The organism is Kitasatospora sp. NPDC002522, assembly GCF_053595195.1.
Genome location: NZ_JBSFXE010000032.1, coordinates 58,720 through 85,155, shown reverse-complemented (window position 1 = coordinate 85,155; position 26,436 = coordinate 58,720). Strand labels below are relative to the sequence as shown.

Sequence of the window (26,436 nt, the reverse complement as noted above, 5' to 3'; positions counted from 1 at the left end):
TGCGGGGCCGGGCGCCGGCGTCAGCGGTAGACCGTGCAGCCGCGGTCCTCCAGGGCGCCGACCAGGCGGTGCCCGGGTCGGGTCGGGGTCCAGCGGAGGTCGAGCTTCTCCAACGCGGGGAGGTCGGCCAGCCAGTCCGGGAGGATGCGCAACGGGTTGCCGCGCAGGTCGAGTTCGCGCAGCCGGGGGAGCGCGGCGAGGGTCTCCGGCAGCTCGGTGAGGGCGCCGTCGCGCAGTTCGAGCCGGCGCAGCTCCCGCAGGGCGGCGACCGACTGCGGCAGCGCGGTCAGCGGATTGCCGCCCAGGTGCAGCTCGCGGAGCCGGCCCAGGCCGTCGAGGTGCTCCGGCAGCCGGGTCAACCGGCAGCGCTGGGCCCGTAGTTCGACGAGTCCGCGCAACTCGCCCAGGGCGTCCGGGAGCCGGTCGAGCGGATTGTCGCCGACGTTGAGGTAGCGCAGCCGGTGCAGTCGCACGAGGGAGTCCGGCAGCGCGGTGAGCCGGTTGTCGTGCAGGTAGAGGAAGTCGCTGAGCGCGGTCAGCGCGCCCAGCTCCTCCGGTACCCGGGCCAGCCGGTTGTGGCCCAGGTCGAGGGTCCGCAGGTGCGTGAACGTCCCGATCCGCGACGGGAGTTCGGTGAGCTCGTTGTCGGCGAGGATCAGCACCTCGGCGTCGGTGCGCTGCCAGACCTCGGCCGGGACGGCGGTCAGTCCCCGCCGCCACAGGTTGACGGTCACGGCATCCTCCCGTTCCGCGCGGGACCCACGCTGCGAGTCGGTCAGAGCTGGGCGGCGGCGAATCCGGTCAGCAGGACCAGGAAACCGCCGAGCTCACCGATGATCAGCACCGCCAGCACGACCTGCATGCTGCGCGGCGGGTTGTGCATCTGGTTGACGGTCGTGCCCTGCAGCCCGAGTCGGGTGTAGTTCGCGATGGTCCCCATGAACAGCAGCACCATGGCGCCGGCCGCCGTCAGGTTCACCGCCGACGGCCACTTCGACAGCTCCACGAACGCCGCGATCAGGCCGGTCGCGAAGGAGTAGAGCAGCGCGGACCGGTGCGCGGTGTCGATGTACGGGTGCGCCAGGCCGGTCGGCGAGGTGACCATCATCTGCCACTTCACCACGCCCAGCACGAGTGCCGCGACGAAGATGACGCCGGCGAAGAAGAGTATCCAGGCGGTGGCGGTCTGTATGGTCACGTCGTGCCTCTCGCAAGTGCTCGGGAATGCTCGGGGATGCGCGGAATCGGCCGGTCCGCGGACAACTGATCGAAAGTCAGGCAGAGGCTAGCAGGGCCCGCCGGGGGCCCGAATGTCCCGGCGCGGGTTGCCGGGGATCGGGATGAAAGTACGTCAGGATGACCGGGTGAAGCCGATCAGTCATGCGGTGCCCTACTACGCGCAGTGGGAGTCGCCCGAACTCGTGCCGGACATCCTCGACGGCACCCTGCGGGCCGGCGACGATCCGCTGTGGGAGCGGTCCGGGGCGGCGGACGAGGAGGACTACGAGTACTGGTCCTGGCGGCTGTGCGGGATTGCCTGCCTGCGGATGGCCCTCGACCACTGGTGGGGCGTCGCCCCCGCGGCGATCCGCCTCGCCGAGGAGTGCCAGGAGGCCGGGGCGTACATCAGGCACCCCGACGGCCGGCTCGACGGCCTGATCCACACCCCGTTCGCCGGCTACGTCCGCCGCCGCTGGGGCCTGACCGCGCACGCGGTGAGCCCGCTGCCCACCGACCAGCTGTACGGGGAACTCGCGGCCGGACGGCTCCCGATGATCTCCGTCCACCCGAGCATCCGCACTCTCGCCCCGGACCCGCCCCGCCTCGGCGGCCACCTGGTACTCGCCGTCGGCGCGGACGAGGACAACCTGTACATCCACAACCCGTCCGGCTTCCCCGACGGCTCGCAACGCCACGCCAAGGTGCCGTGGACCGACCTCGACCGCTTCTACGCCGGCCGCGGCATCGTCCTCGGACCGCCGCCCCGCTAGCCGTTCCCACGGCCGCCGGCTCAGTGCCGCGGGCGGTACGGGCGGCCCGGGCGAGGGTGCCGGGACGGCCCGGGCGCCGGGCGCCGGCCGGCGGGTGACTGCGGGCGGTCCGGCCGCTCGGGGCGCGGCGGCCGGCGGTTCGGGTCGAGGTGGACGGAGCCGACCAGGGCGCCGAGGACCGTGGCGCCGAGCGCGAAGGCGAGGGCCAGCGCGGAGGCCGTCCACCAGGAGTCGATCGTGCCCCCGGACCACCAGGCGAACGGGTACAGGCCGACGGCGGCCGCCACCGCGCCGACGACGGACAGCAGCGGTGTGCCCGGGGCGCCGGGCCGCGGGGACGACGGGACGCGGACCATCGCGATGAGCACGGCCACGACCACGCCGGAGAGGCCGAGCGCGAGCGGCCACCCCAGGACGAAGTTCGTCGTGACGGCGGTGACGACGGCCGCGGCGCCGGTCCAGGCGAGCACCAGGACCTGACGGACCGCCAGGTCGCGGGCGGGCTCCTGGCGGCGGCCGGGCGGCAGGCCCCGCAGCGCTCGGGCACCCAGGGCGGCGCACAGCGCGGCGGCGCCGACCGCCAGTGCGACCGGCAGCCCCTGGCCCGTCCAGTGGACGCGCGGCTGGTTCCGCACCAGCCACGGCGGGGTCCGCGGCACCGGCACCGTCGTCCAGCGGCCGTCGGCGGTACGGACGGCGATACCCGTCGCCGGGTAGTTCACGATCACGCCGTGCCCGCCGCCCGGCAGCGCGACCACCAGCAGCTCGCCCTTCGGACCGGCGGGCGACGACGATTCCGTTCCTGACGAGGACGAGGGCGCCCCGGCGGCCGCCTCGGGGTCGGGCGAGGCGTCGACAGCGGACGGGGCGGGGGAGGAGGTGGCAGCCGAGAGGGCCAGGGAAGGGTCGGTGGCAGCGGAGGCGAGCGACGCGTCGGCTGTCGAGGGGGCGGGGGAGGAGAGTGCAGCTGAGGCGTCGGCAGTCGAGGGGGCGGGGGAGGCGTCGACCGTGGACGGGGTGAGCGAGGCGGGCTGTGGGGGCGACGGGGCGGTGGTCGTCAGGAGTTCGGGTGGGGCGTAGGCGGTCTGCCAGGTGAGGCCGCCGTCCTGGGTGGACTCGATGGGGCGGTCGGTGCCGAGCAGGCGGTAGCAGAGCAGAGGCTGCGCCGGAACGCAGCGGCCCTGGTCGGCCGGCGGGCCGTCGTCGGCGTCCGGGAGGTCGTAGGGGAGGCGGGGTACGACCTGCCAGGTCAGGCCGCCGTCGTCGGTGGTCCACCAGTTGCTGTGGAAGTTCCCGTCGAAGGTCCGCAGCATCGGCCGCCCGTCCCGGCTGGTCAGCAGCGGCGGGCTCTGGAGCGGCGCGGAGGTCGCCACCACGGCCGCCACCGCGAGCGGGACGGTGAGCACGGCGAGGGCCCGGCGGACGTGCCAGGGGTGCCGGGAGTGCCACGAGCGGTGGGCGCGACGCCACAGCCACCAGGCGACGGCGAGCACCGGGAGCGCCAGGAGGTCGCTCCGGTCGCCCTTGATCCGGCTCGGGACGCCGCTCAACGACCAGATGCGGGAGGCGAGTTCACCACCGGCGACGCCGGACTTGGCCACCGCGAAGGCGAGTGCGGTGCCACCGATGCCGACCGCCGCCGGCCAGTGGCCGCGCAGCCGCAGCACCGGCGTGAGCAGCAGCGCCAGTACCGGCGGCGCGACCAGCATCCACGCCAGGTCGCTCAGTTTGCCGGTCACCGGACCGGGCCAAATCCGCTTCCCCGACCGGTCGTTGAACCCCAGCAGCAGCACTGCCGCGACCGTTCCCGGATGACCGGCCCAGCGCAGCACCGCCCCGGTCGCCGCAGCCCGTTCCCCCACGATCCGCATGGGAACCAGTGTGCTGACGACTGATCACGGCCGGGCCACGCTGCCGTATCGGAGTGCTACGACGCGAACGCCGGGTAGCCCGGCAGCGGTGCCACGTCCCAGCCCGCGGCGACCTCGTCCAGCAGCCGGCCGACGGTCTCGCGGAGCGCCGGGAACCCGTCCAGGCGCGCCGCCTGCTCCCAGCGGTGGCGCAGGAGTTGACGCCTCGTCGGGACCGGGCGGCGGGTGGCGTGCAGCAGCCGGTCCTCGCCGGCGTGCGGGAGCATCCGCACCGTGGCGTCGACCGTCCACACGGCGACCGCGTCGCGCATCCCGGCCTCCCACTCCGCGTCCGCGGCGAGCGCCGGGTAGACGGCGACGACCTCCGCCCGGTACGCCTCCTCGACCCGGCGGGCCAGGCCGTCGGGGAGGGCGAGGACGCACCAGCAGGTGGAGAAGGGCATCCGGCAGTACGCCGCGGTGAGGAACACCGACTGGTAGCAGGAGGCCTCGAAGTCGAGCAGCCGCAGACCGTCCGCGGTGAGCAGGTTGTTGTCGGGGCAGGTGTCGCCGGGGCTGAACGCCGGGTACTCCTCGCCGCCCGCCGGGCCGATCCGGGCGAGCTCCGCCGCCAGCCCCGCCGGGGCGGCGATCCCGGCCGCGGTGAGCACGCCGGGGAGGGCGGCCGCGTTCCGCGGGATCCACGGATCGTCCGCCCAGCTCGGCATGCCGACGTCGAACCGCCGCCACAGCGCCGCGAGTTCGGCCTGCCGGTCGATCGAGCGGGCCGCCAGGCGGCCGAGTCCGCGGGCCCACGCCAGCAGCCCCGCCTCGGCGGCCCGCGGGTCGTCGCCGAGCAGTACGTCGGCGAGGGACGGCGCGGTGCCGAGGTCGCCCAGTACCAGCAGCGGCACGTCGAGGTCCGCCGCCAGCAGCGGCGGGCCGGCCAGGCCGAGCGTCAGCCCCGCCGCCTCGGCGGTGAAGCAGCGCAGTGCCTCCGGCCCGCCGGTGTACGCCTTGACGACGACGGTGCGGCCGTCCTCGGTGCGGCAGCGCAGCACGGTGGTGCGACGGCTGCCGCCGAGGTCGACGGGACCGGACAGGCCGGTGCCCAGCAGCCGCCCGGCCACGCGGAGGATCTCGTCCATCCGGGCATCCTGCCACCACCGGGCAGGGGCCGTACGCGGCCGGGCCGTGCGGGATCGGGCGGCGGGTGAGGTGGGGTGACGGGGTGTCAGGACGCGGTGGGCAGGCCGATCGGGGTGGTGGGCGGGAGGTCGGCGCGGCAGGCGGCGGCGATCGGGCGCAGGGCGGCGGCCAGGTCGTCGAGTTCGGCGCGGTGGAAGTCGCTCCAGACCCGGGCGGCGGCCAGGTCGGTGGCGGCTTCCAGGGCCTGGTGGCGGGTGCGGCCCTCGGGGGTGAGGGCGCCGTCGGGGGCGAGCCACCGGCGGTCGACCAGGCGGGCGGTGGCGGCGTCCCACTGCTCGTCGGTCCAGCCGCGGTGCGGCTGCAGGGTGTCCCGCCGGGTGTCGAGGGCGCAGCGGACCACCAGCGCCTCGCAGCCGTCCAGGCCCTCGGCGACCAGGGCCGCGACGTGGCCGTCGCCGCGGTGCTCGCGCAGCACGGTGGTGGCCTGCCAGAGCCGGGCGAGGCGACCCTCCGGCCGGGGGAGCGCGGCGTTGGCGGCGGCCAGCACCCGGCCCGCACAGTCCAGTCCGGCGACCGCTCGCTCCAGCAACTCGACCGAGTGGTCGACGAGTTCGGGCTGGACGTCGGCGAGCACCCGGTCGAGCGCGGCGACCGCCCCGGTCACCCGGGCGTGCAGCGCCTGCTCCGGCGTGGCCCGGGACCACAGCTCCGGCAGCGCCCGTTCCACCATCGCCGGCGCGAAGTTGAAGAACGCCGCGACCACCGGCGTCGCGTCCACCGCGCCCAGCGGCGCGGACCGGCCGCCGAAGTAGCCGCGCCAGTACCCGCGCAGCCCCGCGGCCTCGTACGCGGCGCGGCTCTCCGGCGAGAAGTAGGTGAGCGCGTGGACGGGCTCGAACAGCCACCACAGCGCACGCGCGGGGTGCACCGGCTCGGTCATCGGGGTGCCTTTCGACGAGGGTGGACGAACGGTCAGGCGTACCGGAGCCTGCCAGAGCGCCGCGCGCCGCGGAAGATCGCCCGGGCGGGGGCCGGGCCCGCAGCGCGGGGGCGGCGGACCGGGGCGGCCGGGGTCCGGGCGGTGGCGGACCGGGGCGGCCGGGGTCCGGGCGGTGGCGGGGGCAGGGGATGATGGAGCGAGCGGCCACCCCGGCCACCCGCACCGAGTCGTGAAGGTACCCTCCCATGGCGCAGATCAGCCCCAGCATCCTGTCCGCCGACTTCGCCCGCCTGGCCGCGGAGGCCGAGGCGGTCCGCGGAGCGGACTGGCTGCACGTGGACGTGATGGACAACCACTTCGTGCCGAACCTCACGCTGGGCGTCCCGATCGTCGAGTCGCTGGCCCGCGCCACCGACATCCCGCTCGACTGCCACCTGATGATCGAACAGCCCGACCGCTGGGCGCCGCAGTACGTCGAGGCCGGGGCCGGCTCGGTCACCTTCCACGTGGAGGCCGCCGCCGCACCGGTCCGCCTCGCCCGGGAGATCCGCGCCAAGGGCGCCCGCGCCTCGATGGCACTGCGCCCCGCCACCCCGATCGAGCCGTACGAGGACCTGCTGCCCGAGCTGGACATGCTGCTGATCATGACGGTGGAGCCCGGCTTCGGCGGCCAGGCCTTCCTCGACATCATGCTCCCGAAGATCCGCCGCACCCGGCAGCTCATCGACAAGCACGGCCTCGAGCTGTGGCTGCAGGTCGACGGCGGCGTCTCCACCGCGACCATCGAGGCCTGCGCGGAGGCCGGCGCCGACGTCTTCGTGGCCGGCTCGGCGGTGTACGGCGCGGCCGACCCCGCGGAGGCGGTGCGGGCGCTGCGGGCGCAGGCCGACGCCGCGACCGCCTCGGCCGGCTGGGCCTGTCGCCACTGAGGCTGCCGCCGGTGAGGTTGTCGCTGTTGAGGTTGTCGCTGTTGAGGCTGCCGCCGGTGAGGTTGTCGCTGTTGAGTCGTGGCCGCTGCCGCTGCCGCGGCGTGCTGGTGCCGGTTCCGGAAACCGCTTGCACGCGGTGCGCGTCCCCCCCTGCGGTAGGGGCCGGCGCGGCAGGCGTCGGCACGGTCGGTCGGTCGCGGGGCGGGGTGCGGGTGCGGGAGCAGACGGTGGTTGACGGCGCGTCGGACGTGGTGGCGCCGAGGGTCGGGCACGGCAGCGGGCGGCGGCGTTTCCTCGGGGCGCTCGCCCTCGCCGCGCTCGGTACGGGGGCGGTCGGCGGTGCGATGGTCGAGGACGTGCTGCCCGGCGGTGTCCGGGTGCGCCGCGCCCTCGGCCTGACCGGCGACGACGGCACGGTGCCCGACGTCCGGCCCGGCCCGGTGCGGACCGAGACCCGGCACTCCGCCGCTCGCGGACGCGACGTCCGACTGGTCGTCATCGATCCGCCCGGCGGCGGGGGTTCCGCACTCCCGGTCTGCCTGGCGCTGCACGGGCGAGGCAGCAGCGCGGAGGGGTTCCTCGGCCTCGGGCTGCCGCAGTTCCTGGCCGCCGCCGTCGCCGCGGGCGTCCCCCCGTTCCGGGTGGTCGCCGTCGACGGCGGTGACGCCACCTACTGGCACCCGCGCGGCGGCGACGACCCGATGCGCCTGCTCACCACCGAACTCCCCGGCTGGATAGCCGAGTTCGGCTTGCCCGCACCGTCCCGGGCGCTCGGCATCTCGATGGGCGGCTCCGGCGCCCTGCAGTACGCCCGGGCCCGGGGCGGCCTCGCCGCCACCGCGCTGCTCAGCCCCGCGCTGTTCCGCAGCTGGCCGGACGCCCGCACCGTCGACGCCTACCAGGACGAAGCCGACTGGCGGGCCCACGAGCCGCTCCAGCACCTCGACGCGCTCCCCGGAGCCGGCCGCACCGCTGTCTGGTGCGGCACCGAGGACCCGTTCTGCCCGGCCGCCCGCGAGCTGGCCGGCCACGTCGCCGAGACCCACTTCCCGCGCGGCGAGCACACCGACGGCTTCTGGCGGCGGGTGCTGCCCGCCGCGCTGGAGCTGGTCGGCCGGGCCTGAGCCGAGACCGCCCTGACGGCCCGTCGCGACTGAGGCGCTCGCGGGCGACCGTTGCCGACGGCCCGCCTCTCGCCGATCGCCCGCCTTTCGCCGACGGCCCGTCGCAACCGCTGCCGACGCATCGTCAGGTCGATACTGGCGGCATGAGCAACCTCGATCGGAAGCCCTCGCCGAGCGTCTGCGGCAACCAGGCCGCCACCGGACCGGTGAAGGACCTGCTGACCGGGCGCACCGTCCCGCTCGGCGAGTCCACCGTGGTGCGCCGGCTGCTGCCCAACCTCGGTCGGCGGATGGTCGGCGCCTGGTGCTTCGTCGACCACTACGGGCCCGACGACATCGCACAGGAGCCCGGGATGCAGGTCCCGCCGCATCCGCACATGGGGCTGCAGACCGTCAGCTGGCTGCACCAGGGCACCGTGCTGCACCGCGACAGCCTCGGCAGCGTGCAGACCGTCCGCCCGTACGAACTCGGGCTGATGACCTCGGGGCGGGCGATCTCGCACTCCGAGGAGTCGCCCCGGGAGCACGCCCGCTACCTGCACGGCGCCCAGCTGTGGGTCGCCCTGCCCGACGCCCACCGGCACACCCCGCCCGCCTTCGAGCACCACGCCGAACTCCCGGTGGTCAGCGCCGGCGGGCTCGACGCCCGCCTGATTCTCGGTACCCTCGACGGCGCCACCTCCCCCGGCACCACCCACACCGCCCTGACCGGCGCCGACCTCACCCTTCGCGAGGGCGCCGCCCACCGCCTCCCGATCGACCCCGGCTTCGAGTACGCCGTCCTCGCCATGACCGGCACCGTCGACGTCGACGGCGTCCCCGTCGAACCCGGCTCCCTGCTCTACCTCGGCTGCGGCCGCCGCGAACTCCCCCTCCTCGCCCGCACCGACGCCGCCGTCCTCCTCCTCGGCGGCGAACCCTTCGAGGAACAGATCGTCATGTGGTGGAACTTCATCGGCCGCACCGCCGAGGAGATCACCCAGGCCCGGGACGACTGGCAGGCCGGCACCCGCTTCGGCGAAGTCCACGGCTACGACGGCACCCGCCTGCCCGCTCCCGAACTGCCGAGCGTCCCCCTGAAGGCCAGGGGAAGGGCACGCTGACGTGATTTGTGCGGCAGCCGTTCAGTCGCTGGGGCCCTGCTGGGGAGCGGGGCCGACCTGGGACAACGGCGTGCCGGCCCTGCGGAGTTCGCGGAGGTGCTGCAGATTCGCTGCTGTCCATGCGGTCTGCGGATGGCTCTCTCCGAGCGCCCGGATCCGCAGCTCCAGGACCGTTGCCAGTTCAAGCTCGGCCGAGTTGAGGTCCCGGTGTTCCCAGGCAAGCAGGGCGAGTTCTGTGCGGGTGATCAGCGTGTACGGGTGTCCCTCGCCGAGTATCTCGATCCTGGCTGCGAGCACCTCACGGAACCCGGCCTCGGCCTCCTCCCACCGCCCGAGCCTGCGGGCCACCACGGCGAGGCTGTGGCGTGTGGCCAGCGTGTCGGGGTGGCGTTCTCCGAGTACCTGGCAGCGTGCGCGGTGGACGATCCGGTACTCAGCCTCCGCATGGGACAGGTCCCCGCGCTCGCGGGCCATCCTGGCCAGGCTGTAGCGGGAGACGAGGGTGTCAGGGTGGTGCTCGCCGAGGAGCCGGGCCCGGATTTGCCACACCGCGTGATGTTCCTGCTCGGCCTCGTCCAGCCGGCCGAGCTCGCGCAGCACCATGGCCCAGGTGTGGCGGACGGCGAGTCCGCTGGCGTCGTCCTCTCCGAGGAGCCGGCGCAGTTCGTCCGCTACGGTCCTGAGCTCGGCCTCGGCCTCTTCCGCCCGGCCCTGCTTACGTGCCACGCGGGCCAGGCTGTACCGGGCGTCCAGGGTGGCCAGATTGTGCTCTCCGAAGACGTCACGCCGCGCCAGGTAGACGTCCTGGATGCGGTTCTCGGCCTCCGAGTAGAGGCCCCGTAGGTCCAGGTACCGCGCGACCAGTAGAGCCGCAGCGCCCGCGCTCACGATGCCCTCGTCATCGTCCACTGCTTCGATGGCCAGCCGGTGGGCATCGAACACGTGTGGCGCCAGCGCCTGCAACTGCGGCCAGGAAGCGGGGTCCTCGACTTGGTGGCGCAGGGCCTCGACGGCGCCGTTCAGCAGTAGGCCGGCCGCCGGCCGCGCCCATGGAGCCTCCTCGGTGCGCGCGGCGTCGCGCACCAGCGGATGGAGCCTCAGCATGGGCAGAGTGACTGACGCACCGTCGACTTCGATGAGGCTCAGGTCGGCGAGTGCCTTGAGGAGGCGCCAGAGGTGGGCGCCGTCAGAGACACCGAGCGGAGCCACGGCGGCGATCCTGTCCGGGTGGAGCACCGTCACGTACGGGAGAGGCGCGTTCGCAAAGGCGGAGAGCAGCCGGATCAGGGGGCGTGCCTCGGGTAGGCCGCGGCTGGCCAGTTGGTCGAGGGTCAGCATCGTTGCACTCCTGGTGACTCGGTTCGGGTCGGACCGATCGGGACCACCCTCCTCGACGGCCTGCAGGTAGGCCGCGAAGGTCAGCGCCGCGGTCGTGTCCGGCCACGGCTGCTCTGATACGTCGGCGAGGTAGCTGCCCGCAAGCCGGAGAGCGAGTGGCAGGCCGCCGAGGCGCGTGGCCAACGCCTCGGCATCCCGGAGCGCGCCCTTGTCGGAACCCGCATAGTCGATGAGGACCTGGGCGGCGGGCGACGGGGCTACCACCCCGTGCTCACCTGGATCAGAGGACGCCAGACTCCCGACGTGGTGCAGCCGGAAGCCCGGCCCCCACGCCTCGGCAGCTCCGGTCCGCGTGGTGATCAGGACGAGTCCGTTGCCTCGGTGCGGGCGGATCCAGCCGGTGCCGTCGCTCAGGCGACCGGTGTTGTCGAGGCGCCGGGGATCGTCCATCCCGTCCACGACAAGCAGCCACCGTCGGTCGTACCTTTCGAGGACCTGCCACAGCAGGTCCGCCCTGTCGCGAGTGCGGACCTCCTCTTCGGTGGCACCGGCCTGCCGGGCGACCGTGAGCAGTCCCGACGCCAGTGCGTCCTGGTCCGCGGGACCGATCCACCAGACCTGGATGCCGTTCGTGGAGGCGTGGTGCGCTGCCTCCAAGGCCAGGGTGGTCTTGCCCGACCCGCCCATGCCGTGGAGTACGTGGGCCCCGCTCGGTGAGGTGTCCGTGAGCAGGTCGGTCAGGGTTTCCAGGAGGGCTTCCCGGCCACGTGGGGGGTGGTTGGGGTTCCGTCGCGCCAAGGGCGGACTGAGGGTCATCGCGCCAGTTCGGACGTCGTTCTGGAAGTAGACGTTCAGCTGGTCCACCCGTCCGGCCGCCACTCCGGCATGCCCGATGGTGAACGCGGAACCGACCGTCGCGGCTGCGAGTCCACCGGGTTCGGCCGAGAAACTGGCGTGTCCGCCGAAGGCCGGCGAGTTATTGCCCAACGACGTGACAGCCGTGGCCGCGCCGGAGAGCCCGATCACCTCGCGCAGCAAGGCGACGGCCGACTCGCGGTCAGGACCATCGAGTTGGCGAAGCAGCGCCTCGAAGTGGGACCGCCACACCGTTGCAGCAGATTCCAGGCGGCCCGCCGCACCGTCCTCTCCGGCCGATAGACGGTCGAGTTCCGCAGACACCGCATCGACGTCCCGGGATCCGGACCGGCTGAAGACCCGTACGACCCGTTCCCGCACCGCGGCCCACGCCTCGGTTCCGGCGGCCTGTGCCACCGCTGTCCCACCCGCGGCAGCCAGCGCCGCCAGCGCTTCCGCCAGCATTCCCGCCCCCGTCAGCCGGCCGTTGTGGACCGCACCGGCCCCCGATCTCCCTACCCGAAATCCGCGCGCCGACGCGCGGCTCACTCCGGATTCCGTTCCTGGAACCAGGACGGACGGACCGTCAACACCGCGGTGCCGTCGAGTGTCGCGTGGCGGTGGGGCGAACAGGAGCGGAACGCTTCGGCACGCGGTGGTGACCGTCCTGGCGGGGCCTGCGGGGATGGGTCATCGGCCATTCTGGGGGGCTTACTTCACTTCTTGACGGAAGTGGTCGAGACCTTTAGGTTCACCGACGACCGGAGGACTGGCGGCTCGACGACCGAGAAGGATCCCCGATGCGTAGGAAGACCTCCCTCGGCCGGGCGCTGCTCGGCCTGGCCGGGGCGGCGGCCCTGGCGGCGGCCCTGGTGGTGGCCGTGCCGGCGAGTGCGCAGGCGAGTGTGTTGACGTTGTTGCCGCAGAACGCGCCGGGCCTCGACCAGAGCTTCTCGCCGGCCTACGACTACGACCGGGACGGGTGCTACGCCACGGCGGCGATCGGTGCGGACGGCACGCTCAACCCGGGCCTGAAGCTGGGCGGCGACGTCAACGGGCACTGCCACGACTACGCCCAGCTGGCCAACGCCAACACCTACTCGCGGTCGAAGTGCAACAACGGCTGGTGCGCCGTCATGTACGCCAGCTATTTCGAGAAGGACCAGGCCACGCTCGGTCCGCTCGCGATCGGGCACACCCACGACTGGGAGCACGTGGTGGTGTGGATCGCCGACAACCAGGTCCAGTACGTGGCGGTGTCCCAGCACAGCGGCTACCAGTTGGCGGGCCGTTCGGCGATCCGGTTCGACGGCACCCACCCGAAGGTCGTCTACCACAAGGACGGGGCGTCGACGCACTGCTTCCGGTTCGCCAACGCCAACGACGAACCGGCCGAGAACGCCACCGGCAACTGGTTCTACCCGCGCCTGGTCGGCTGGGACGGCTACCCCGCGGGCTACCGGGACCGCCTGATGAGCGCGGACTTCGGCGCGGCCACCATCAAGATCGACGACGGCGACTTCCAGTACGCGCTCGCCCACACCGAGCCCGCGGGCATCCCGTTCGACCCCAACGCCTGACCCGGCCTCTACAGTGACCGCATGGCCGCAGATCTGTGGTTCCCGAGCGACGACCCCGAGACCGAGTCCGAACTGGACGGGACCGAGCGGGACTTCGTGGCGGCGCTGCGCGAGCGGGCCGGAGGGTGGGCGGTCGCTCCGGCCGTCAGTTGGGTGGGGCGGCCCGAGGACGACTCCTCGTTGGTGGTGTGCGTGGGCGTCGGCGACCGCTCGCTCGGCTGGCCGCTGCGCGCCGGCCTGCACCTGACCGGTGCCACGGTCCGCGGGGACCGGCTGGTCCACCGGGACTTCTACTGGCTCGCGCAGCCGCCGACCTGGCTGGCGCTGAACGCCGCCGGCAGCCCGCAGGAGCTGGCCGCGCTCTCGGCGGACTGGTTCGAGCGCATCCTCCGGCTGCCCGTGGTCCGGCACGAGTGGTACCACGACGGCCGGCGCTACGCGTACCGGTGCCTGTTCGCGGACGACGGCGACGGCTGGTGCGACGGCTACCGGGACGACCTCGCCCCGCCGGGGCAGCCCGAGTACCTGAGCGCCGTCGGCGCACGGGACGCCGGGTACCGGATCCGGTCGGGGGCTCTCGGTTCCCCCGACCGGATCACCGTCCTGCGGATGCGGTCGGACTGACGCCTCGCCCGGAAGGGCGGGCGGATGACGTCCCGTCAGCAGCCCTGTCAGGAAAGGGCGGCGAGGACCTCGTTCGCCGCCCGGGCGCCCTCGACGGCTCCGCCGTTCATGTAGCCCTGGAAGTCGTACGAGGTGTGCTCGCCCGCGAAGTGCAGGTTGCCCTGCGCGGTGGCCTCGTAGCCGGCGTAGGTGGTCAGGTAGCCCACCGGCCAGTAGGAGTAGGCGCCGTAGGAGTACGGGTTGAGGTGCCAGGCGGACAGGGTGGCCCGGCCGTTCCAGGCGGCCTTGGTGCCCGGCCAGACGGCGTCGATCTGGCTGAGGTAGTCGTCGGCCAGGTTGCGCGTGTACGGGGTGGCGGCGGTGGTGAACGCGGACGGCGGCGTGAGGCCGCGGGCGAGGCTGCCGCCCCCGTACTGGACCAGGATGCCGCTGGTGCCGGCCTGGCCGCGGGTGACGTCCCAGGCCTGTTGGTAGGGCAGGTCGGCGAAGCACTCGCCGTTGGAGACGCCGGGCCAGGCGCCGGTGCCGGACCAGGAGTCGCGGCGGGTGAACTGCATGTTGAGCTTGGTGCAGGCGCCCATCCGCATGTTGGCCAGGACGCCCTGCATCCTGGTGTCGAGTCCGGCCCTGGACAGGTCGACGCGGGTCTGCAGGATCGGCAGCGGGACGGCCAGGACGGTGTGGTCGGCGACCACCGTCTTCGTGCCGCCGCCGTCCAGGGCGAAGGTGAGGGTCTGGCTGCCGTCGGCGTTCCTCACCACGGCCTGCAGGGTGTGGCCCAGCTGCACGGTGCCGGCCGGCAGGGCGGCGGCGACGGCCCGGGGCAGCTGGTCGTTGCCGCCGGTGATGTGCCAGCGCTCGTCGGAGCCGCCCCAGATGGAGAGGTTCCCGGGGCTGGACTGCCAGGAGATCATCACCAGCATCGCGTAGGAGGACTGCGCGGTGGTGTCGGCGCCGTACTCGACGGCGTAGGCGCAGTCGAGCAGCGCACCGAGGTCGCTGCCGAACCCGCCCGGTACCCGGGAGTTGATCCAGTCGCGGATCGACATCGCGTCGAGCGCGACCGAGGCGGCGTTGTGGCTGTTCCAGGTGGGCGCGGAACCGCCGTCCTGGATGTCCTTCTTGACGGCCTGCCAGATCTGCTTGAAGTCGGTGTCGACCTGGTCCTTGGGGTAGTAGTGGCCGTTGAAGTGGAAGACGCCCTCGGCGCCGGGCGGCAGGCCGGCTCCGACGTCGGTCAGGCCGAGGCCGAAACGCTGGCAGAGGTCCTTGATGGCGTGGTGGCCGGTGTCGACGAGTTCGCCGCCCCACTCCGAGACCTGGCCCTGGTTCCACAGGCCGGGACTGGACGGGCTGCCGCCGGAGTACATCCGGCCGCCGATCCGGGTCGGGTTCGCTTCGTAGACGGTGGCCGCGACGCCCTTGTCGGCGAGGGTGAGGGCCGCGTTCAGACCGGAGATGCCGGCGCCGACGACGGCGATCCGGGGAGCGCCGTCGATCTTCGGGACGGGGGTGGGGGCGGCGTGCGCCCGGCTGCCGCCGGCCAGTGCCGAGGCGCCGGTCAGGCCGACGCCGAGGGCGGCGGCCCGGCCCAGCAGAGTACGGCGGGAGACGCCGTCCGGCTCGGTGCGGGCCTCGTCGCGCAGGCCGCGGTACTCGCCGACGGGCATGGCGAGGCGGTCGGCGACGGCCTGGTCGGCGAGCAGGTTGCGGATCAGCCGGGCTTGGTGGGTGCGTGCCATGGGGGGCTGCCTTTCCGTTCTCGGTGGGGGTCGAGCGGTGAGCGGGGCGGTGCGGGCGGGGCCGGCTCGGAGCGCAGTGGGGGGGAGGGCTCTGAGCACGGCGGGGCGGGGGAGGCTCAGAGCACGGCGGGCGCGGGGGCTTCGCTCTCGCGCTCCTGCGCGTTCTCGACCACCAGACGGCCCATCACCTCGTACTTCGCCGGGTGCCTGGCCTTCATCCAGAGCGCGAGGGCGATGCCGCCGAGGAAGACCGCCGCGACGATCCACGGGATGAACCGGAAGAAGAGGATCTTCGAGGCCGCGCCGGCGGCGGTGTCCAGGTTCGTCACCAGCAGCACGATCGCGGCGAGCATCCCCAGGCCGCCGAGCAGCGGTGCGGTGAAGGTGCGGAACCAGTGCCGGGACTCGGGGTGGTTCTTGCGGAAGTAGGCGATCACCGCGAAGGAGCAGAGCGTCTGCACCACCAGCAGGGCGAGCGTGCCGAGGATCGCGGTGAGGGTGTAGAGGCTCACGTACGGGTCCTGGCCGGTCGCCCAGAACGCCACCACGATGGCCAGCGCGATGCCGGTCTGGGTGAAGGACGCGACGTACGGCGAGCCGTGCCGGGGGTGGGTGCGGCCGAGCGCGGGAACGAGGAAGCCCTCGCGGCCGATCGCGTACAGGTAGCGGGCGGCGCACTGGTGGAAGGCCATGCCGCAGGCGAAGGCGCTGGTCACCATCAGCCACTGGAAGGCGGTGACGGCCCAGGAGCCCAGGTACTGCTGGGCGGGGCCGAGGAAGAGGTCGAGCGGGTTCGAACCGCCCGCGATGTCCAGGGACTTGGCGGGACCGTTCCCGCTCAGCACCATCCAGGAGACGAAGGTGTAGAGCACGCCGAGCAGGACGACCGCGAGCAGCGTGGCGCGCGGGATGATCCGCTTCGGGTTGCGGGACTCCTCGCCGTACATCGCGGTCGACTCGAAGCCGATCCACGACCAGAAGCAGAAGAACAGGCCGACGCCCGCGTTGATCCCGGCGAACGCGCCGGTCGGGTTGAGCGAGGACACCTGCAGCCCGTCAGGGCCGCCGCCGTGCGCCAGCACCGCGCCGGCTAGCACGGTCAGCATCAGCACCTCGCCGACCAGGAAGACCGCGAGGATCTTCGACGCCACCTCCAGGTCGAAGTACGACAGGATCGCGGTGACCGCCAGCATCGCCAACGCGAACACCTGCCAGGGCAGGCTCACGCCGAACTGCGACTCGACGGCCTGGCGGGCGAAGTACGCGAAGATTCCCACGATCGAGGCCTCGAAGACCACGTACGCGAGCACCGCCAGCAGGCCCGAGGCCAGGCCGGCCACCCGGCCCAGGCCGTAGGAGACGTATCCGTAGAACGCCCCGGCGGTGGTGAGGTGCCGGGCCATCGCCACGTACCCGACGGTGAAGACGGTCAGCACCAGGGTGACGAAGAGGAAGCCGGCCGGCGCGTGGACGCCGTTGCCGCCGCCCACGATCACCGGGAGGTTGCCGGTCATCGCGGTGATCGGCGCGGCCGTCGCCAGGGCCATGAAGATCACGCCGGTCAGTCCGACGGAGTCGGCCTTGAGGCGTTGGACGGTCGGCGGGTCCTGGACGGCAGCGGACTCGTTGACGGCTGACACGGGCAACTCCCTTGGGACGGAGGGCGCGAGACGGCGCGGCGGGCGGCTTCGGCGGCCGCCGGCCCGCGGCCGCCGCGGAGTTGGCCCAGTGTGCGGTGCGTCACCTGTCCGGGGGGATGTGCAGCATGTAGCGGGGCTGGTTACCGAATTGACGACCTGTCATGCGAGGACGCGTCGGGGCGGGCCGACCGGCCCACCCCGACGCGTCCGCTCATCGCCGGGTCCTCACCCGATCAGGGGACGATCGGGTGCGAGATCTGGCAGCCGCCCGCGCCGCCGTTGTAGTCGTTCGACCAGGTTCCCTGCATCGCGAAGGAGCCGGTCGCCAGGGCCACGTTCTGCGCGCCGCCGACGCCGCCGGTGCCCTTCCAGGCGCACTTGTCGGCGTTCTCGTACCCGGTCGAGTCGGTCCAGCCGCCGGCCGGGTTCTGGTCGGTGATGGTCTCCGAGTACTCGTGGCCGTAGACGATCGTCACGCCGTCCAGCGTGCCGGCGCTGCCCGCGTTGACGTAGTTCTGGCCGCAGGAGGCGCCCATGTCGGTGACGTAGGGGTCGTTGGTGAAGGCGATGTCGCCGTACGCGGACGGGGCCGCGCCGCCCGACAGCGTGGTGTCGCCGTTCCAGTCGTGCCAGGCGCAGAACTGGCCGCCGGAGGTGTTGAACCCGTCCGGGTGGGTGCCGGTCGGGGAGAGCACGACGTACTGCGCGTCGCGGTTGGAGGCGGCGGTGGTGTTGCCGAAGTGGCCGGCCGCCTTGACCGCCTCGGTGGCCAGCTGGTTGCCGGTGGCCTGGCCGGGGGCGGCCACCGACTCGTCCACCCAGACACCGGCCAGCGCGCCGCCGGTCGGGTAGCCCACGTGGTCCGCGGACGCCGCGCAGGTGGTCGCGCCCTTGGCCGCGCCGTCGCAGTACTGCGTCATGACGCCGGACCAGGTCTCGCCGTTGGTGCCCAGGCCCTTGAACAGCTGCTGGGCCCGCACCGCGATGCCGGCCGGGTCGCCGGAGAGCGTGGTGTAGCCGTTCGCGTCGGTGCCCTGGCCGCCCCACTGGGAGCCCCAGAAGACCAGGTAGACCTTCGGCGCGCCGGTGGTCACACCGATGCCGTCGACGCCGCCGCCGAACTTCAGGTTCGCGGTCCGCTTGCCGGCCGCGGCGGTGCCCGCGCCCTTCGCCGGGACCGCGCCGTGGCGGTACGGGTGGCTGGGGCCGGCGAACTCGTCGACCGGCTGGTTCGCCGAGGCGGGGGCGGCGGCGAAGCCCGCGGCCGCGATCACCAGCGAGGTGAGGCCGGTCATGACCTTGACACTCGTCCGGCGGGTGGGGGACATGCCCATCGTGAGGGTTCCTCTCATGCCGGCCGCGGACCTGTGGGTCCGGTGCCGGCGTGTGGGGGCGAATGGGACCGAGTGGCCGAGTGGAGCGGCCACCGGCGGACGGCATGCCGAAGACCCGCTGCTGGCGGAGCGACCGACATGTGAGGGGCCGTCAGGCCCGCGGTTCGTGCGGCCTGCCGTCGAGTCGGCAGCACATCAGATCCGGCGAAACAGCGTCAACGAGTCGGACGGCAAAGGAATCGCCGGTGAATGCCGCGAACGTCAAAAACGCCCAGGCGGCCGCATGATCGATGCGCGTAGCGCGATTCGGCATCAACAGTTGAGGCGAGTTCGTGAACTGTATTCCGCGCCGCGGGGCGCCTCCGGTTGAGGGCTGGGGGACGCGGCCGAAGACTGGTGGCACCTGTTCCCCACCGGCCGGAGAGGCTCCCCCGTGAAAGACCTCGAGTTCACGCAGAAGCGCACACTGTCCCGCCCGCAGGCCGCCGACCAGCTGGAGGCGCTGGCCGCCGCGATCAGACGCGGCGGCCAGGCCGAGCTGGAGCTCGGGCCCGGAAAGCTGACCGTCCGCATCCCCGACGAACTCCGCGTCGAGATCGAGGTCGAGCTGGAGGGCGACGAGATCGAGCTGGAGGTCGAGATGTCGTGGCGGACCACAGCCGCGGACGCCGAGGACTGACCCCTCGAGGCATCCGCCCGGACGCGGACCGGCGTGGCCCGTCGCGGACCTGCGCGGCCCGGGAAGCCCCGGAGCACCGAACGCGGTGCTCCGGGGCCGCCGCGTGTGCGGCTCAGCGCCGATCGCGGCGGTCGTCGTCCTCGTCGTCGTTGCGGCGGACCGGGAGGACGCGGCCGAGCTGGAGGGCCGCGTACAGCGGGTCCATCGACTGGCCCTCGTCGTCGAAGTCGTCCTCGTCCTCGCCGTGGTGCTGGCCGGGGCCGCGGTTGTTGCGCTGGGCGGCCGCCGCGTTGCGGACGGCGCCGCTGCCGGCGTGGCCGCCGCCTCCGCCTCCGCCGCCGTGCATGCCGCCCATCGCGCCGCCCATCGGCATCGGGCCGACCATGCCGCCGGCCTGGGCCTGCCGGCCGCCGGGGCCGCCGCTGCCGCTCCCGCCGGAGCCGGACGGGGAGCCGCTGGTGTGGGCCTCGGTCTCCAGGTCGGTGTGCGGGCGGCCGGTGGAGCCGCCGCCGCGTGAACTGCCCAGCGCGGTGGGCATGCTGAGCCGGGGGCCGAGCGCGGTGTTGACGTGCTCCCCGCCGCCGGGAGCGGAGACCCCGCCGCCGCCGGAACCGCCGGTGTGACCGCCGCCGGAGCCGCCCGCACCGGACAGCTTGGGGTCCTTCAGACCGAGGGTGTCGGTGCCCTGCCCGCCGTGCGAGCCGGTGAGCTGCCCGCCGACCGGGCCCAGCTTCGGCATCAGCGCGGCGAAGGAGGCCAGCCCGGCGTCGTGCGAGCCGCCGCCGGTGCCGCCGTGGGCGCCGCCCGGAGCGGTCAGCGCGTTCGGGCTGAACGGGTTGGCCATGGTGGAGCCGAGGCTGTTCAGGCTGAGCTGGGTGCTGTCCTCGTTCTCGTTGAGGTTCTTCAGCATCTTGTCCATCTTGCCCGCGGTGTCGCGGAACGAGGCGAGGATGCGGTTCAGCACCTCCTGGCCGATGGTCTCCAGGATCTTCTCGCAGGCGGCGATCACCAGCTTGCCGAACGGGTCGCCGGAGTCGCCGAGCTTCAGGCCGTGCACGGTGTTCCGGAACGCGTTGCCGTGCGACTCGATGTCGTCCGCGTTGCGCCGGATGTCGGCGGCGCAGGTGGCGAGTTGGGCCAGGTCGATGTTGAAGCCGTGGCCGGTGGAGTTGTTCGCCGGGGTCGGCGCGATCTTCTGTGCCGCGGTGTCGATCAGGTTGTCGATCGGCCGCATGAGGGTCTGGCCGAGGCGGCTGACCGCCTCCTCCAGCAGGCGGTTCATGATCTCCCGGCCGATCCGCAGCACGGCCGCGGCGCTCCACGGGCCGGTGGACGACGCGGCGGCCAACTGGGCCTGGATGGAGAACAGCTGAGTGATCGACTGGGTCTTGGCGATCTCGACCACCAGCGCCGCGGCGCGCAGCACCTTCGCGACCGTCTGGCAGGCCTCGACGATCACCGAGGAGTACTTGGTGATCGTGCTCCAGAGCTCGGACAGCTTGTCCGCGGAGTCGCCCTGATAGACCTGGTGGAGCGTGGTGAGCGCTTTGTCCGCCGTCATCTGGGCAGAGTCGAGCGCGGCCGCCAGTTTCTCCAACTGGTCGGCCAGGTGGTTCAGTTCGTCCTCATTGGCCCCGGGGAAGCGCACGCCGAGCAGACCCAGCACGTGCGAAAGCCCCGATGGTAGTTCCACAGCCATGCCGCCCCCAGCTGCTGCCCGCGGTAAGTCCCTGATCGCGCACTGCGACGATACACACCGCGTCCGCTTCGGACCACCTGGCTTCGGTCATCGAAGGGCCATTGTAGGCAAACCGGTACGACAGTACGGTGTGCGCCATGCGATGGGGATCATGGAAGCGCGGCCGGTCCGACTCCGGCCCGGGTACGCCCGGCGGGACCGCCGAACGGCCGTCCGTGCAGACGGTGTTGGGCGCGGTCGCCGAGGAGCTGACGGCGCTTCACGGCCAGGAGTGGCGGGTGGACGGCGAGCAGGTGCGCGGGCCCGGGCGGCTCGCGGTGCGGCTCGGCGGGTCGGCGGACGACCACCCGGACCAGGTCGAGCTGGTGTTCCTGGCCGACACCGACCGCCCGGGGACCGCGGTGCCGGACCGGGTGGCCGGGATCGGCGCGGGCAGCGAGGAGGCGGTGCGCCGCGCGGTCGAGGTGTGGGCCGCCACCTCCGGCGTCACGATGCTCGAACTCGTCGCCCACAACGGGCGGTTCGCCGGCCACCTGGACCCGCTCGACCAGGACGGGCTGCCCGGCTGGCACGCCATCCACGGCGGCATGGTCGGCTGGGGCACCGGCGAGCGGCACCACGCGGTGCAGGACTGGCTGGTGCGCCACCCGGTGCTGCCCGCCCTCGCCCCGGCGCTGGCCGGACCGCTCGGCCGGGACCAACTCGTCGGCGTGACCGTGTTCTTCGGCGGCCGGCCGGGCGAGGAGACCGCCGAGGTGCTGGTCGACGGCCGGGTCCACGAGGCCGCCTCGAAGGCGCTGGCCGCGCTCGACTGGCCGCGGCCGGCCGACGGCGAGGCGTACGCGCGGACCTTCGTGCTGCTGGTCAAGCGGGCCTGAGCGGCGCGGGGCTGCCGCGGGGCCCGTGCGGGGCCTGACGGGCCGTCAGAGCGCCTGCGGGGCCGTCGGGTAGCGCCAGGTGCCGGCAGGCGCCGGATAGTCCGGCAGCCAGGCCGCCAGGACCTGCGCCGACGGGTAGAACATCGGCTCGGGGAGCGCGTCGAGGGCGACGCGCTCCCAACCGGCGCAGGCGTGCGGCTCGGTGACGAACGCCTCGGCGGTGCTCGGCGGCGCGAGCACCGCCGCGGTCAGCCGGGTCCGGCCGAGCTGGTGGTCGAGCAGCACCGCCAGCACCCGCATCCGCCCGGCGGGCAGCACGATGCCGGTCTCCTCCGCCAACTCCCGGGCGGCGGCCTGCTCGAAGGACTCCCCGGGCTGGTCGACCTTGCCGCCGGGCAGCGACCAGGTCGGCGGCTCCCCGGCGGTGGTGCGCCGGCCGATCAGCACCCGGCCGTCGCCGGTCGGCACGATCACGCCCGCGCCGATCAGCGGCGGCAGGGCGTGGGCCGGGCCGGGGAGTCGAGGGTCCGTCACCAGTTGCCCTTCCGGTAGTCCTTGAGGAAGACGCCGTACAGGTCCTCGCCGGCCTCGCCGCGGACGATCGGGTCGTACACCCGGGCGGCGCCGTCCACCAGGTCGAGCGGGGCGTGGAAGCCCTCCTCGTGCAGGCGCATCTTCTCCGGGTGCGGGCGCTCGTCGGTGATCCAGCCGGTGTCCACCGCGGTCATCAGGATGCCGTCGGTCTCGAACATCTCCTGCGCGCTGGTGCGGGTCAGCATGTTCAGCGCGGCCTTGGCCATGTTGGTGTGCGGGTGCCCGGCGCCCTTGTAGCCGCGCTGGAACACGCCCTCCATCGCGGAGACGTTGACCACGTACTTGCGCCGGGCCGGGGACGCCGCCATCGCCGGACGCAGCTGGCTGATCAGGATGAACGGGGCGGTGGAGTTGCACAGTTGCACCTCCAGCAGCTCGATCGGGCTGACCTCCGAGACGCTCTGCACCCAGCTGTTGGTGTCCACCAGGTCCGGCACCAGGCCGCCCGCGTCGATCGCGGTGCCCGCGGCGATCCGCTCCGGGGTCGCCGAACCGGCCACCAGGGCCAGCGAGGTGACCTCCTCGGCGGTGACCTTCTGCTCCGCGCCGCGCTGCTGCCCGGGCAGCGCCGGGACGTCCACCGAACCGGAGTTGAAGCGCCCGATCACGGTGGAGGAGGGCAGCTCGCCGGCAGGCAGCGGCGCGGTCTCCGAGGCCACCAGCTCGCGGTAGGCCTCGGGGGAGCGGCGCACGGTCTGCGCCGCGTTGTTGATCAGGATGTCCAGCGGGCCGTCCGCGGCGACCTCGTCGGCCAGCGCCATCACCTGCGCCGGGTCGCGCAGGTCGATGCCGATGATCTTGAGGCGGTGGATCCACTCGTCGCTGTCCGGCATCGCCTTGAAGCGGCGGATCGCGTCGTTGGGGAAGCGGGTCGTGATGGTGGTGTGCGCGCCGTCGCGCAGCAGGCAGAGCGCGATGTACATGCCGATCTTGGCGCGGCCGCCGGTGAGCAGCGCCCGCTTGCCGGTCAGGTCGGCGCGGGCGACCCGGCGGGCCCGGTTCTCCGCGGCGCAGTCCCGGCAGAGCTGGTGGTAGAAGGCGTCCACCTCGACGTAGCGCTGCTTGCAGACGTAGCAGGAGCGGGCGCGCTCCAGGATGCCGGCCAGTTCGGTGGTGGTCTCGGTGCTCAGGCCGAAGACGCCGGCGGTCTCGTCGTCGATCCGGCCGGCCGCGCCGGTCGCGGTGCGCGAGGTCACCGCCCGGTCGTTGGCGGTCTTGCGGGCCCGGGTCTCCTGGCGGCGGCGCTGCTTGAGGGTGCGGAACAGGCCGCCGACCGCCATCCGGACGGTGATCGCGTCCGGGTGGTCCACGTGCAGCTCGTCCAGCTCGGCGAGGACGCTCAGGCAGAGCTCCAGGCGTTCGGGGTCGAGGCCCTTGCCGTAGTCGATCTCGTCCTGGCCGGTGTCCGGGCCGCCGTGCGGGCCGGTCTGCGCTTTCGTCACTGCCGATGCTTCCTATCGCCCCATGCGTACCGCCGAACTCTACGTGAGCGGCCCCGTCCGGGGCGAAGCCTGTGACCTGGGGCACCCCGCCGCACGATGCTCAACGGCCGCCCAGCGCCCAGGCGATGCCGGAGAGGGTGGCCATCGACAGCACGGTGGAGGCCAGCACCGCGGAGCGCACCAGCGCCGCGCCCGCCCGGTACAGGCGGGCGTACACGTAGACGTTCTGCGCGGTCGGCAGCGCGGAGAGCAGCACCACCGCGAGCAGGTGGGCCGGCGGCAGGTGCAGCACCAGCGCGCCGACGGCGAGCGCGGCGAGCGGCTGGACCAGCGTCTTCAGGGCGACCGCGACGGCCAGCTCGGCCCGCGGCACCCGCTGTGCGGCCGCGCCGTCGGAGGCGTGCAGCGACAGGCCGAGGGTGACCAGCGCGGCCGGGACGGCGGCGCCGCCCAGCAGTTCGGCGGAGTGCGCCAGCGGGGCGGGCAGGTGCCAGGAGAAGGCGGAGAACAGCGCCCCGAGGCCGGCGCCGAGGATCACCGGGTTGCGCAGCGGCAGCCACAGCAGCCGCCGCACCCGTGCGCCGCGGCCCCGCGCGGCGCCGGTGGCGGTGTCCAGCAGCGCCAGCATCACCGGGGTGACCAGCAGCACCTGGAAGAGCAGCACCGGAGCGACGTACGAGGCGTCGCCGAGCACCTGCGCGGCGACGGGGATGCCCAGGTTGCCGGAGTTCACGTAGCCCGCCGCCATGGTGCCGATCGCCTGCTCGGCGGGCCGCCGGCCGAACAGCCGCCGGGCGGCCGCCCAGCCCAGCAGGGAGGCGACGAGGGTGCCGGCCGCGAACGCCAGCATCGAGGTGTTGGCGAAGCTCGCCAGATCGGTCCGGGCGACCACGGTGAACAGCGCCGCGGGCATCGCCACGTGGAAGACGAAGCGGCTGAGCACCGCCTCCGCCTGCGCCCCGAGCAGCCCCGTCCGCCCGGCCAGCCAGCCGACCGCGGTCAGCACCCAGATCGGCGTGAACGCGGCCAGCAGAGGCTCCACCCCGGACACGGCGCCCCTTCCCACGACCTTGACCGCCGCCCGCGATCTTGACCGGCGCAGTCAACCAGGCGCCCGCGCCCGCCCCGCCACCGGGGTGGCCACCCCGCTCCCGGGCCCCTCCCGCATCAGGGATACCCTCCCGGATATGGGAACCAAGGCGACGGGGCCGTCCACCACCGCATTCGATGCCGCCGGGCGGCGCGTCCTCGCGGTCTGTATGGCCGCCGGCTTCACCACCCTGCTCGACCAGTCGGTGCTCAACATCGCCCTGCCCGACATCCGGGCCGCCCTGCACGCCGACCCCGCCCAGCTCGGCTGGCTGGTCGCCGGCTACTCGCTCGCCTTCGGACTCGCCCTGATCCCCGGCGGCCGGCTCGGCGACCTGTACGGCCGCAAGTGGCTGTTCGTCGGCGGCCTCGCGCTGGTCACCGCGGCCGCCGCGCTGGCCGGCACCGCGCACAGCGCCGACCTGCTGGTCGCCGCCCGACTGCTGCAGGGCGTCGGCGCGGGCTGCGTCAACGCGCAGATGATCGGCACCCTCCAGGACGTCTTCACCGGCACCGCCCGGGCCCGCGCGCTGGGCCTGTACGTGCTCACCGGCGGCCTGTCCACCGCACTCGGCCCGCCGGTCGGCGGCCTGCTGCTGGCCGCCGCCGGACCCGGCCTCGGCTGGCGGCTCACCGTGCTGCTCTCCACCCCGTTCGGACTGGCCGCCCTGCTGCTCGCCGTCCGGTACCTGCCGCCACCCCGGCCCGCCGCCCGCCGCAGCCGCCCCGACCTGCCCGGACTGGCCCTGGTCGCGGCACTCACCCTGCTGGTGATGCTGCCCGCGATCCGCCCGCCGCGACTCGCCGCCGGCCTGCTGTACGCGGGCGGCGCGCTGCTCGCGGTGCTGCTGCTCACCGCCTGGCAGCGCCACCAGACCCGGCGCGGCGGCGATCCGCTGATCCACCCGGCGCTCACCCGCTCCCGGCCCTTCCAGCTGGGCACGGTGATCGCGATGGCCCAGTTCGCCACCTCGATGGCGGCCTCGCTGGTCCAGACGATGTTCCTGCGCGAGGGACTGGGCCTGAGCGCGCTGGCCGCCGCCGCGGTCGCGCTGCCCGCCGCGCTGGCGATGGCCGCCACCTCCGCGCAGGCCGGGCGGGTGGTCCAGCGCCTCGGCCGGCACGCCGTCACCACCGGACTCGCGCTGCTGACCGGCGCCCTGCTCGGCGCCGCCCTCGCCGCCGTCCTGCTGCCCGCCGGGCCGCTCCCGTACGTGCTCGCCGTCACCCAGCTCGTCCAGGGCGTCTCCACCGGGCTGATCGTCGCCCCCAACCAGGCGTTCACCCTGGGCCAGGCCCCCGCCGAGGCGGCCGGCGTCGCGGGCGGCCTGCTGCAGATGTCCCAGCGGATCGCCGCCGCCGTCGGCATCGCCGCAGTCTCCGGCCTCTACCTGCGCGGCTCGGCCGGCCCCGGCGCCGCCCACCGCACCGCCTACGTCGACTCCCTGCTCGCCCTCGCCGCCGTCGCCGCCCTCGCCCTCCTCCTGTCCGCCCTCGCCGCCCACCGCGAGGCCGGGCCGACCGCGATGGCCCCCGTCGCCCCCGCCCACCGGCCGAGCGGCACCACGGTGCGCTAGGGCGTGCCTCTGGGTTATGTCGGGCGGTCGTCGGCGGGGCCCGGCTGCTCGTCAGCCGGAGAGCTGGGGTGGGGGGAGCCGTCGGCTGATGCGGCGAGATCCGGAACGCCCGGCAGCGGGCTCGGGGCGGGTGGTCGGGGGAGCCGTCGGCTGATGCGGCGTGGTCCGGAGCGCCCGCCCTCGGTGCCTCGGCGGACTCGCGGCGGCGGTTTCGCTCGCGCTCGGTGGCCTCGTGGCTGCGGCGTGTGTGCGGTGGGGTGGGCGGGGGCGAGCTGGGTC

Annotated in this window: 22 protein-coding genes; 9 read left to right on the top strand and 13 right to left on the bottom strand. The window is 73.8% G+C overall.

Going from position 1 to position 26,436, the window contains the following annotated elements; translation table 11 throughout:
- Positions 1–20 precede the first annotated feature (20 nt).
- A complete protein-coding gene (locus tag ACWD4U_RS25210) occupies positions 21–734 on the bottom strand; it encodes a leucine-rich repeat domain-containing protein (protein WP_363456849.1) in 714 nt (237 codons plus the stop codon).
- Positions 735–775: 41 nt separating this feature from the next.
- Positions 776–1,198, bottom strand: a complete 423-nt coding sequence (locus ACWD4U_RS25205; protein WP_363456851.1) for a hypothetical protein — start codon at positions 1,196–1,198, stop codon at positions 776–778.
- A gap of 142 nt (positions 1,199–1,340) precedes the next feature.
- Here ACWD4U_RS25205 and ACWD4U_RS25200 point away from each other — a divergent pair, with 142 nt between their 5' ends.
- Positions 1,341–1,991, top strand: coding sequence for a C39 family peptidase (locus tag ACWD4U_RS25200; RefSeq protein WP_363456854.1), 651 nt, complete (start codon positions 1,341–1,343; stop codon positions 1,989–1,991).
- 20 nt (positions 1,992–2,011) lie between these two features.
- Here ACWD4U_RS25200 and ACWD4U_RS25195 read toward each other — a convergent pair whose 3' ends face one another.
- The 3 genes from ACWD4U_RS25195 to ACWD4U_RS25185 all read right to left on the bottom strand — a co-directional run bounded on the left by ACWD4U_RS25195 (position 2,012) and on the right by ACWD4U_RS25185 (position 5,930).
- Positions 2,012–3,862, bottom strand: a complete 1,851-nt coding sequence (locus tag ACWD4U_RS25195) for a hypothetical protein (protein ID WP_363456857.1) — start codon at positions 3,860–3,862, stop codon at positions 2,012–2,014.
- A 56-nt stretch (positions 3,863–3,918) separates the two neighbouring features.
- Complete coding sequence (locus ACWD4U_RS25190; RefSeq protein ID WP_363456860.1) at positions 3,919–4,989, bottom strand: hypothetical protein; 1,071 nt, start codon at positions 4,987–4,989, stop codon at positions 3,919–3,921.
- Between the two features lie 86 nt (positions 4,990–5,075).
- A complete protein-coding gene (locus ACWD4U_RS25185) occupies positions 5,076–5,930 on the bottom strand; it encodes an SCO6745 family protein (protein ID WP_363456863.1) in 855 nt (284 codons plus the stop codon).
- Positions 5,931–6,175: 245 nt separating this feature from the next.
- Between ACWD4U_RS25185 and rpe the strand changes: the two genes are divergently transcribed.
- From rpe to ACWD4U_RS25170, 3 genes are all read left to right on the top strand, one after another.
- The gene (rpe, locus tag ACWD4U_RS25180; RefSeq protein WP_363456866.1) at positions 6,176–6,859 is read left to right on the top strand and encodes a ribulose-phosphate 3-epimerase; all 684 of its coding nucleotides are present in this window, start codon (positions 6,176–6,178) and stop codon (positions 6,857–6,859) included.
- A gap of 227 nt (positions 6,860–7,086) precedes the next feature.
- Positions 7,087–7,983, top strand: a complete 897-nt coding sequence (locus tag ACWD4U_RS25175) for an alpha/beta hydrolase (protein WP_363456869.1) — start codon at positions 7,087–7,089, stop codon at positions 7,981–7,983.
- Positions 7,984–8,126: 143 nt separating this feature from the next.
- The gene (locus ACWD4U_RS25170) at positions 8,127–9,086 is read left to right on the top strand and encodes a pirin family protein (protein ID WP_363456870.1); all 960 of its coding nucleotides are present in this window, start codon (positions 8,127–8,129) and stop codon (positions 9,084–9,086) included.
- Between the two features lie 21 nt (positions 9,087–9,107).
- On the opposite strand, the gene ACWD4U_RS25165 is transcribed toward ACWD4U_RS25170, so the two are convergent.
- Positions 9,108–11,744, bottom strand: coding sequence for a tetratricopeptide repeat protein (locus tag ACWD4U_RS25165; protein WP_363456872.1), 2,637 nt, complete (start codon positions 11,742–11,744; stop codon positions 9,108–9,110).
- Between the two features lie 335 nt (positions 11,745–12,079).
- On the opposite strand from ACWD4U_RS25165, the gene ACWD4U_RS25160 reads away from it, so the two are divergent.
- Both ACWD4U_RS25160 and ACWD4U_RS25155 read left to right on the top strand, forming a co-directional pair.
- Complete coding sequence (locus ACWD4U_RS25160) at positions 12,080–12,859, top strand: NPP1 family protein (RefSeq protein ID WP_363456874.1); 780 nt, start codon at positions 12,080–12,082, stop codon at positions 12,857–12,859.
- 21 nt (positions 12,860–12,880) lie between these two features.
- Positions 12,881–13,483 carry a hypothetical protein gene (locus tag ACWD4U_RS25155; protein WP_363456877.1) on the top strand — a complete coding sequence of 201 codons (603 nt, stop codon included), beginning with the start codon at positions 12,881–12,883 and terminating at the stop codon, positions 13,481–13,483.
- Positions 13,484–13,530: 47 nt separating this feature from the next.
- Here the strand turns inward: ACWD4U_RS25155 and ACWD4U_RS25150 are convergent, their stop codons facing one another.
- The 3 genes from ACWD4U_RS25150 to ACWD4U_RS25140 all read right to left on the bottom strand — a co-directional run bounded on the left by ACWD4U_RS25150 (position 13,531) and on the right by ACWD4U_RS25140 (position 18,199).
- Positions 13,531–15,225 carry a flavin monoamine oxidase family protein gene (locus ACWD4U_RS25150; protein WP_363456880.1) on the bottom strand — a complete coding sequence of 565 codons (1,695 nt, stop codon included), beginning with the start codon at positions 15,223–15,225 and terminating at the stop codon, positions 13,531–13,533.
- Between the two features lie 116 nt (positions 15,226–15,341).
- Positions 15,342–16,772, bottom strand: coding sequence for an APC family permease (locus ACWD4U_RS25145; protein ID WP_363457007.1), 1,431 nt, complete (start codon positions 16,770–16,772; stop codon positions 15,342–15,344).
- 326 nt (positions 16,773–17,098) lie between these two features.
- On the bottom strand, positions 17,099–18,199 hold the full coding sequence (locus tag ACWD4U_RS25140; RefSeq protein ID WP_449787307.1) for a hypothetical protein: 1,101 nt from the start codon (positions 18,197–18,199) through the stop codon (positions 17,099–17,101).
- Between the two features lie 433 nt (positions 18,200–18,632).
- On the opposite strand from ACWD4U_RS25140, the gene ACWD4U_RS25135 reads away from it, so the two are divergent.
- Positions 18,633–18,878, top strand: a complete 246-nt coding sequence (locus tag ACWD4U_RS25135; RefSeq protein ID WP_363456886.1) for an amphi-Trp domain-containing protein — start codon at positions 18,633–18,635, stop codon at positions 18,876–18,878.
- A gap of 112 nt (positions 18,879–18,990) precedes the next feature.
- Here ACWD4U_RS25135 and ACWD4U_RS25130 read toward each other — a convergent pair whose 3' ends face one another.
- Entirely contained in the window at positions 18,991–20,544 is a 1,554-nt protein-coding gene (locus tag ACWD4U_RS25130; protein ID WP_363456889.1) for a WXG100-like domain-containing protein, read from the bottom strand.
- A 170-nt stretch (positions 20,545–20,714) separates the two neighbouring features.
- Between ACWD4U_RS25130 and ACWD4U_RS25125 the strand changes: the two genes are divergently transcribed.
- A complete protein-coding gene (locus ACWD4U_RS25125; RefSeq protein WP_363456892.1) occupies positions 20,715–21,455 on the top strand; it encodes a DUF6348 family protein in 741 nt (246 codons plus the stop codon).
- 45 nt (positions 21,456–21,500) lie between these two features.
- Here ACWD4U_RS25125 and ACWD4U_RS25120 read toward each other — a convergent pair whose 3' ends face one another.
- From ACWD4U_RS25120 to ACWD4U_RS25110, 3 genes are all read right to left on the bottom strand, one after another.
- The gene (locus tag ACWD4U_RS25120; protein ID WP_363456894.1) at positions 21,501–21,989 is read right to left on the bottom strand and encodes a nucleotide triphosphate diphosphatase NUDT15; all 489 of its coding nucleotides are present in this window, start codon (positions 21,987–21,989) and stop codon (positions 21,501–21,503) included.
- On the bottom strand, positions 21,986–23,437 hold the full coding sequence (locus tag ACWD4U_RS25115; protein WP_449787308.1) for an SDR family NAD(P)-dependent oxidoreductase: 1,452 nt from the start codon (positions 23,435–23,437) through the stop codon (positions 21,986–21,988). Before ACWD4U_RS25115 ends, ACWD4U_RS25120 begins: the two co-directional genes overlap by 4 nt.
- A gap of 154 nt (positions 23,438–23,591) precedes the next feature.
- Positions 23,592–24,533, bottom strand: coding sequence for an AEC family transporter (locus tag ACWD4U_RS25110; protein ID WP_363456900.1), 942 nt, complete (start codon positions 24,531–24,533; stop codon positions 23,592–23,594).
- 145 nt (positions 24,534–24,678) lie between these two features.
- Here ACWD4U_RS25110 and ACWD4U_RS25105 point away from each other — a divergent pair, with 145 nt between their 5' ends.
- A complete protein-coding gene (locus ACWD4U_RS25105) occupies positions 24,679–26,157 on the top strand; it encodes an MFS transporter (RefSeq protein WP_363456903.1) in 1,479 nt (492 codons plus the stop codon).
- Positions 26,158–26,436 lie beyond the last annotated feature (279 nt).

Coding starts and splice junctions, on each gene's coding strand:
- ACWD4U_RS25200 (WP_363456854.1), top strand. CDS start 1,341: ATGAAAGTACGTCAGGATGACCGGGTGAAGCCGATCAGTCATGCGGTG.
- ACWD4U_RS25195 (WP_363456857.1), bottom strand. CDS start 3,862: ATGCGGATCGTGGGGGAACGGGCTGCGGCGACCGGGGCGGTGCTGCGC.
- ACWD4U_RS25190 (WP_363456860.1), bottom strand. CDS start 4,989: ATGGACGAGATCCTCCGCGTGGCCGGGCGGCTGCTGGGCACCGGCCTG.
- ACWD4U_RS25185 (WP_363456863.1), bottom strand. CDS start 5,930: ATGACCGAGCCGGTGCACCCCGCGCGTGCGCTGTGGTGGCTGTTCGAG.
- rpe (WP_363456866.1), top strand. CDS start 6,176: ATGGCGCAGATCAGCCCCAGCATCCTGTCCGCCGACTTCGCCCGCCTG.
- ACWD4U_RS25170 (WP_363456870.1), top strand. CDS start 8,127: ATGAGCAACCTCGATCGGAAGCCCTCGCCGAGCGTCTGCGGCAACCAG.
- ACWD4U_RS25165 (WP_363456872.1), bottom strand. CDS start 11,744: ATGCTGGCGGAAGCGCTGGCGGCGCTGGCTGCCGCGGGTGGGACAGCG.
- ACWD4U_RS25160 (WP_363456874.1), top strand. CDS start 12,080: ATGCGTAGGAAGACCTCCCTCGGCCGGGCGCTGCTCGGCCTGGCCGGG.
- ACWD4U_RS25155 (WP_363456877.1), top strand. CDS start 12,881: ATGGCCGCAGATCTGTGGTTCCCGAGCGACGACCCCGAGACCGAGTCC.
- ACWD4U_RS25150 (WP_363456880.1), bottom strand. CDS start 15,225: ATGGCACGCACCCACCAAGCCCGGCTGATCCGCAACCTGCTCGCCGAC.
- ACWD4U_RS25145 (WP_363457007.1), bottom strand. CDS start 16,772: ATGGCCCTGGCGACGGCCGCGCCGATCACCGCGATGACCGGCAACCTC.
- ACWD4U_RS25140 (WP_449787307.1), bottom strand. CDS start 18,199: ATGGGCATGTCCCCCACCCGCCGGACGAGTGTCAAGGTCATGACCGGC.
- ACWD4U_RS25125 (WP_363456892.1), top strand. CDS start 20,715: ATGCGATGGGGATCATGGAAGCGCGGCCGGTCCGACTCCGGCCCGGGT.
- ACWD4U_RS25105 (WP_363456903.1), top strand. CDS start 24,679: ATGGGAACCAAGGCGACGGGGCCGTCCACCACCGCATTCGATGCCGCC.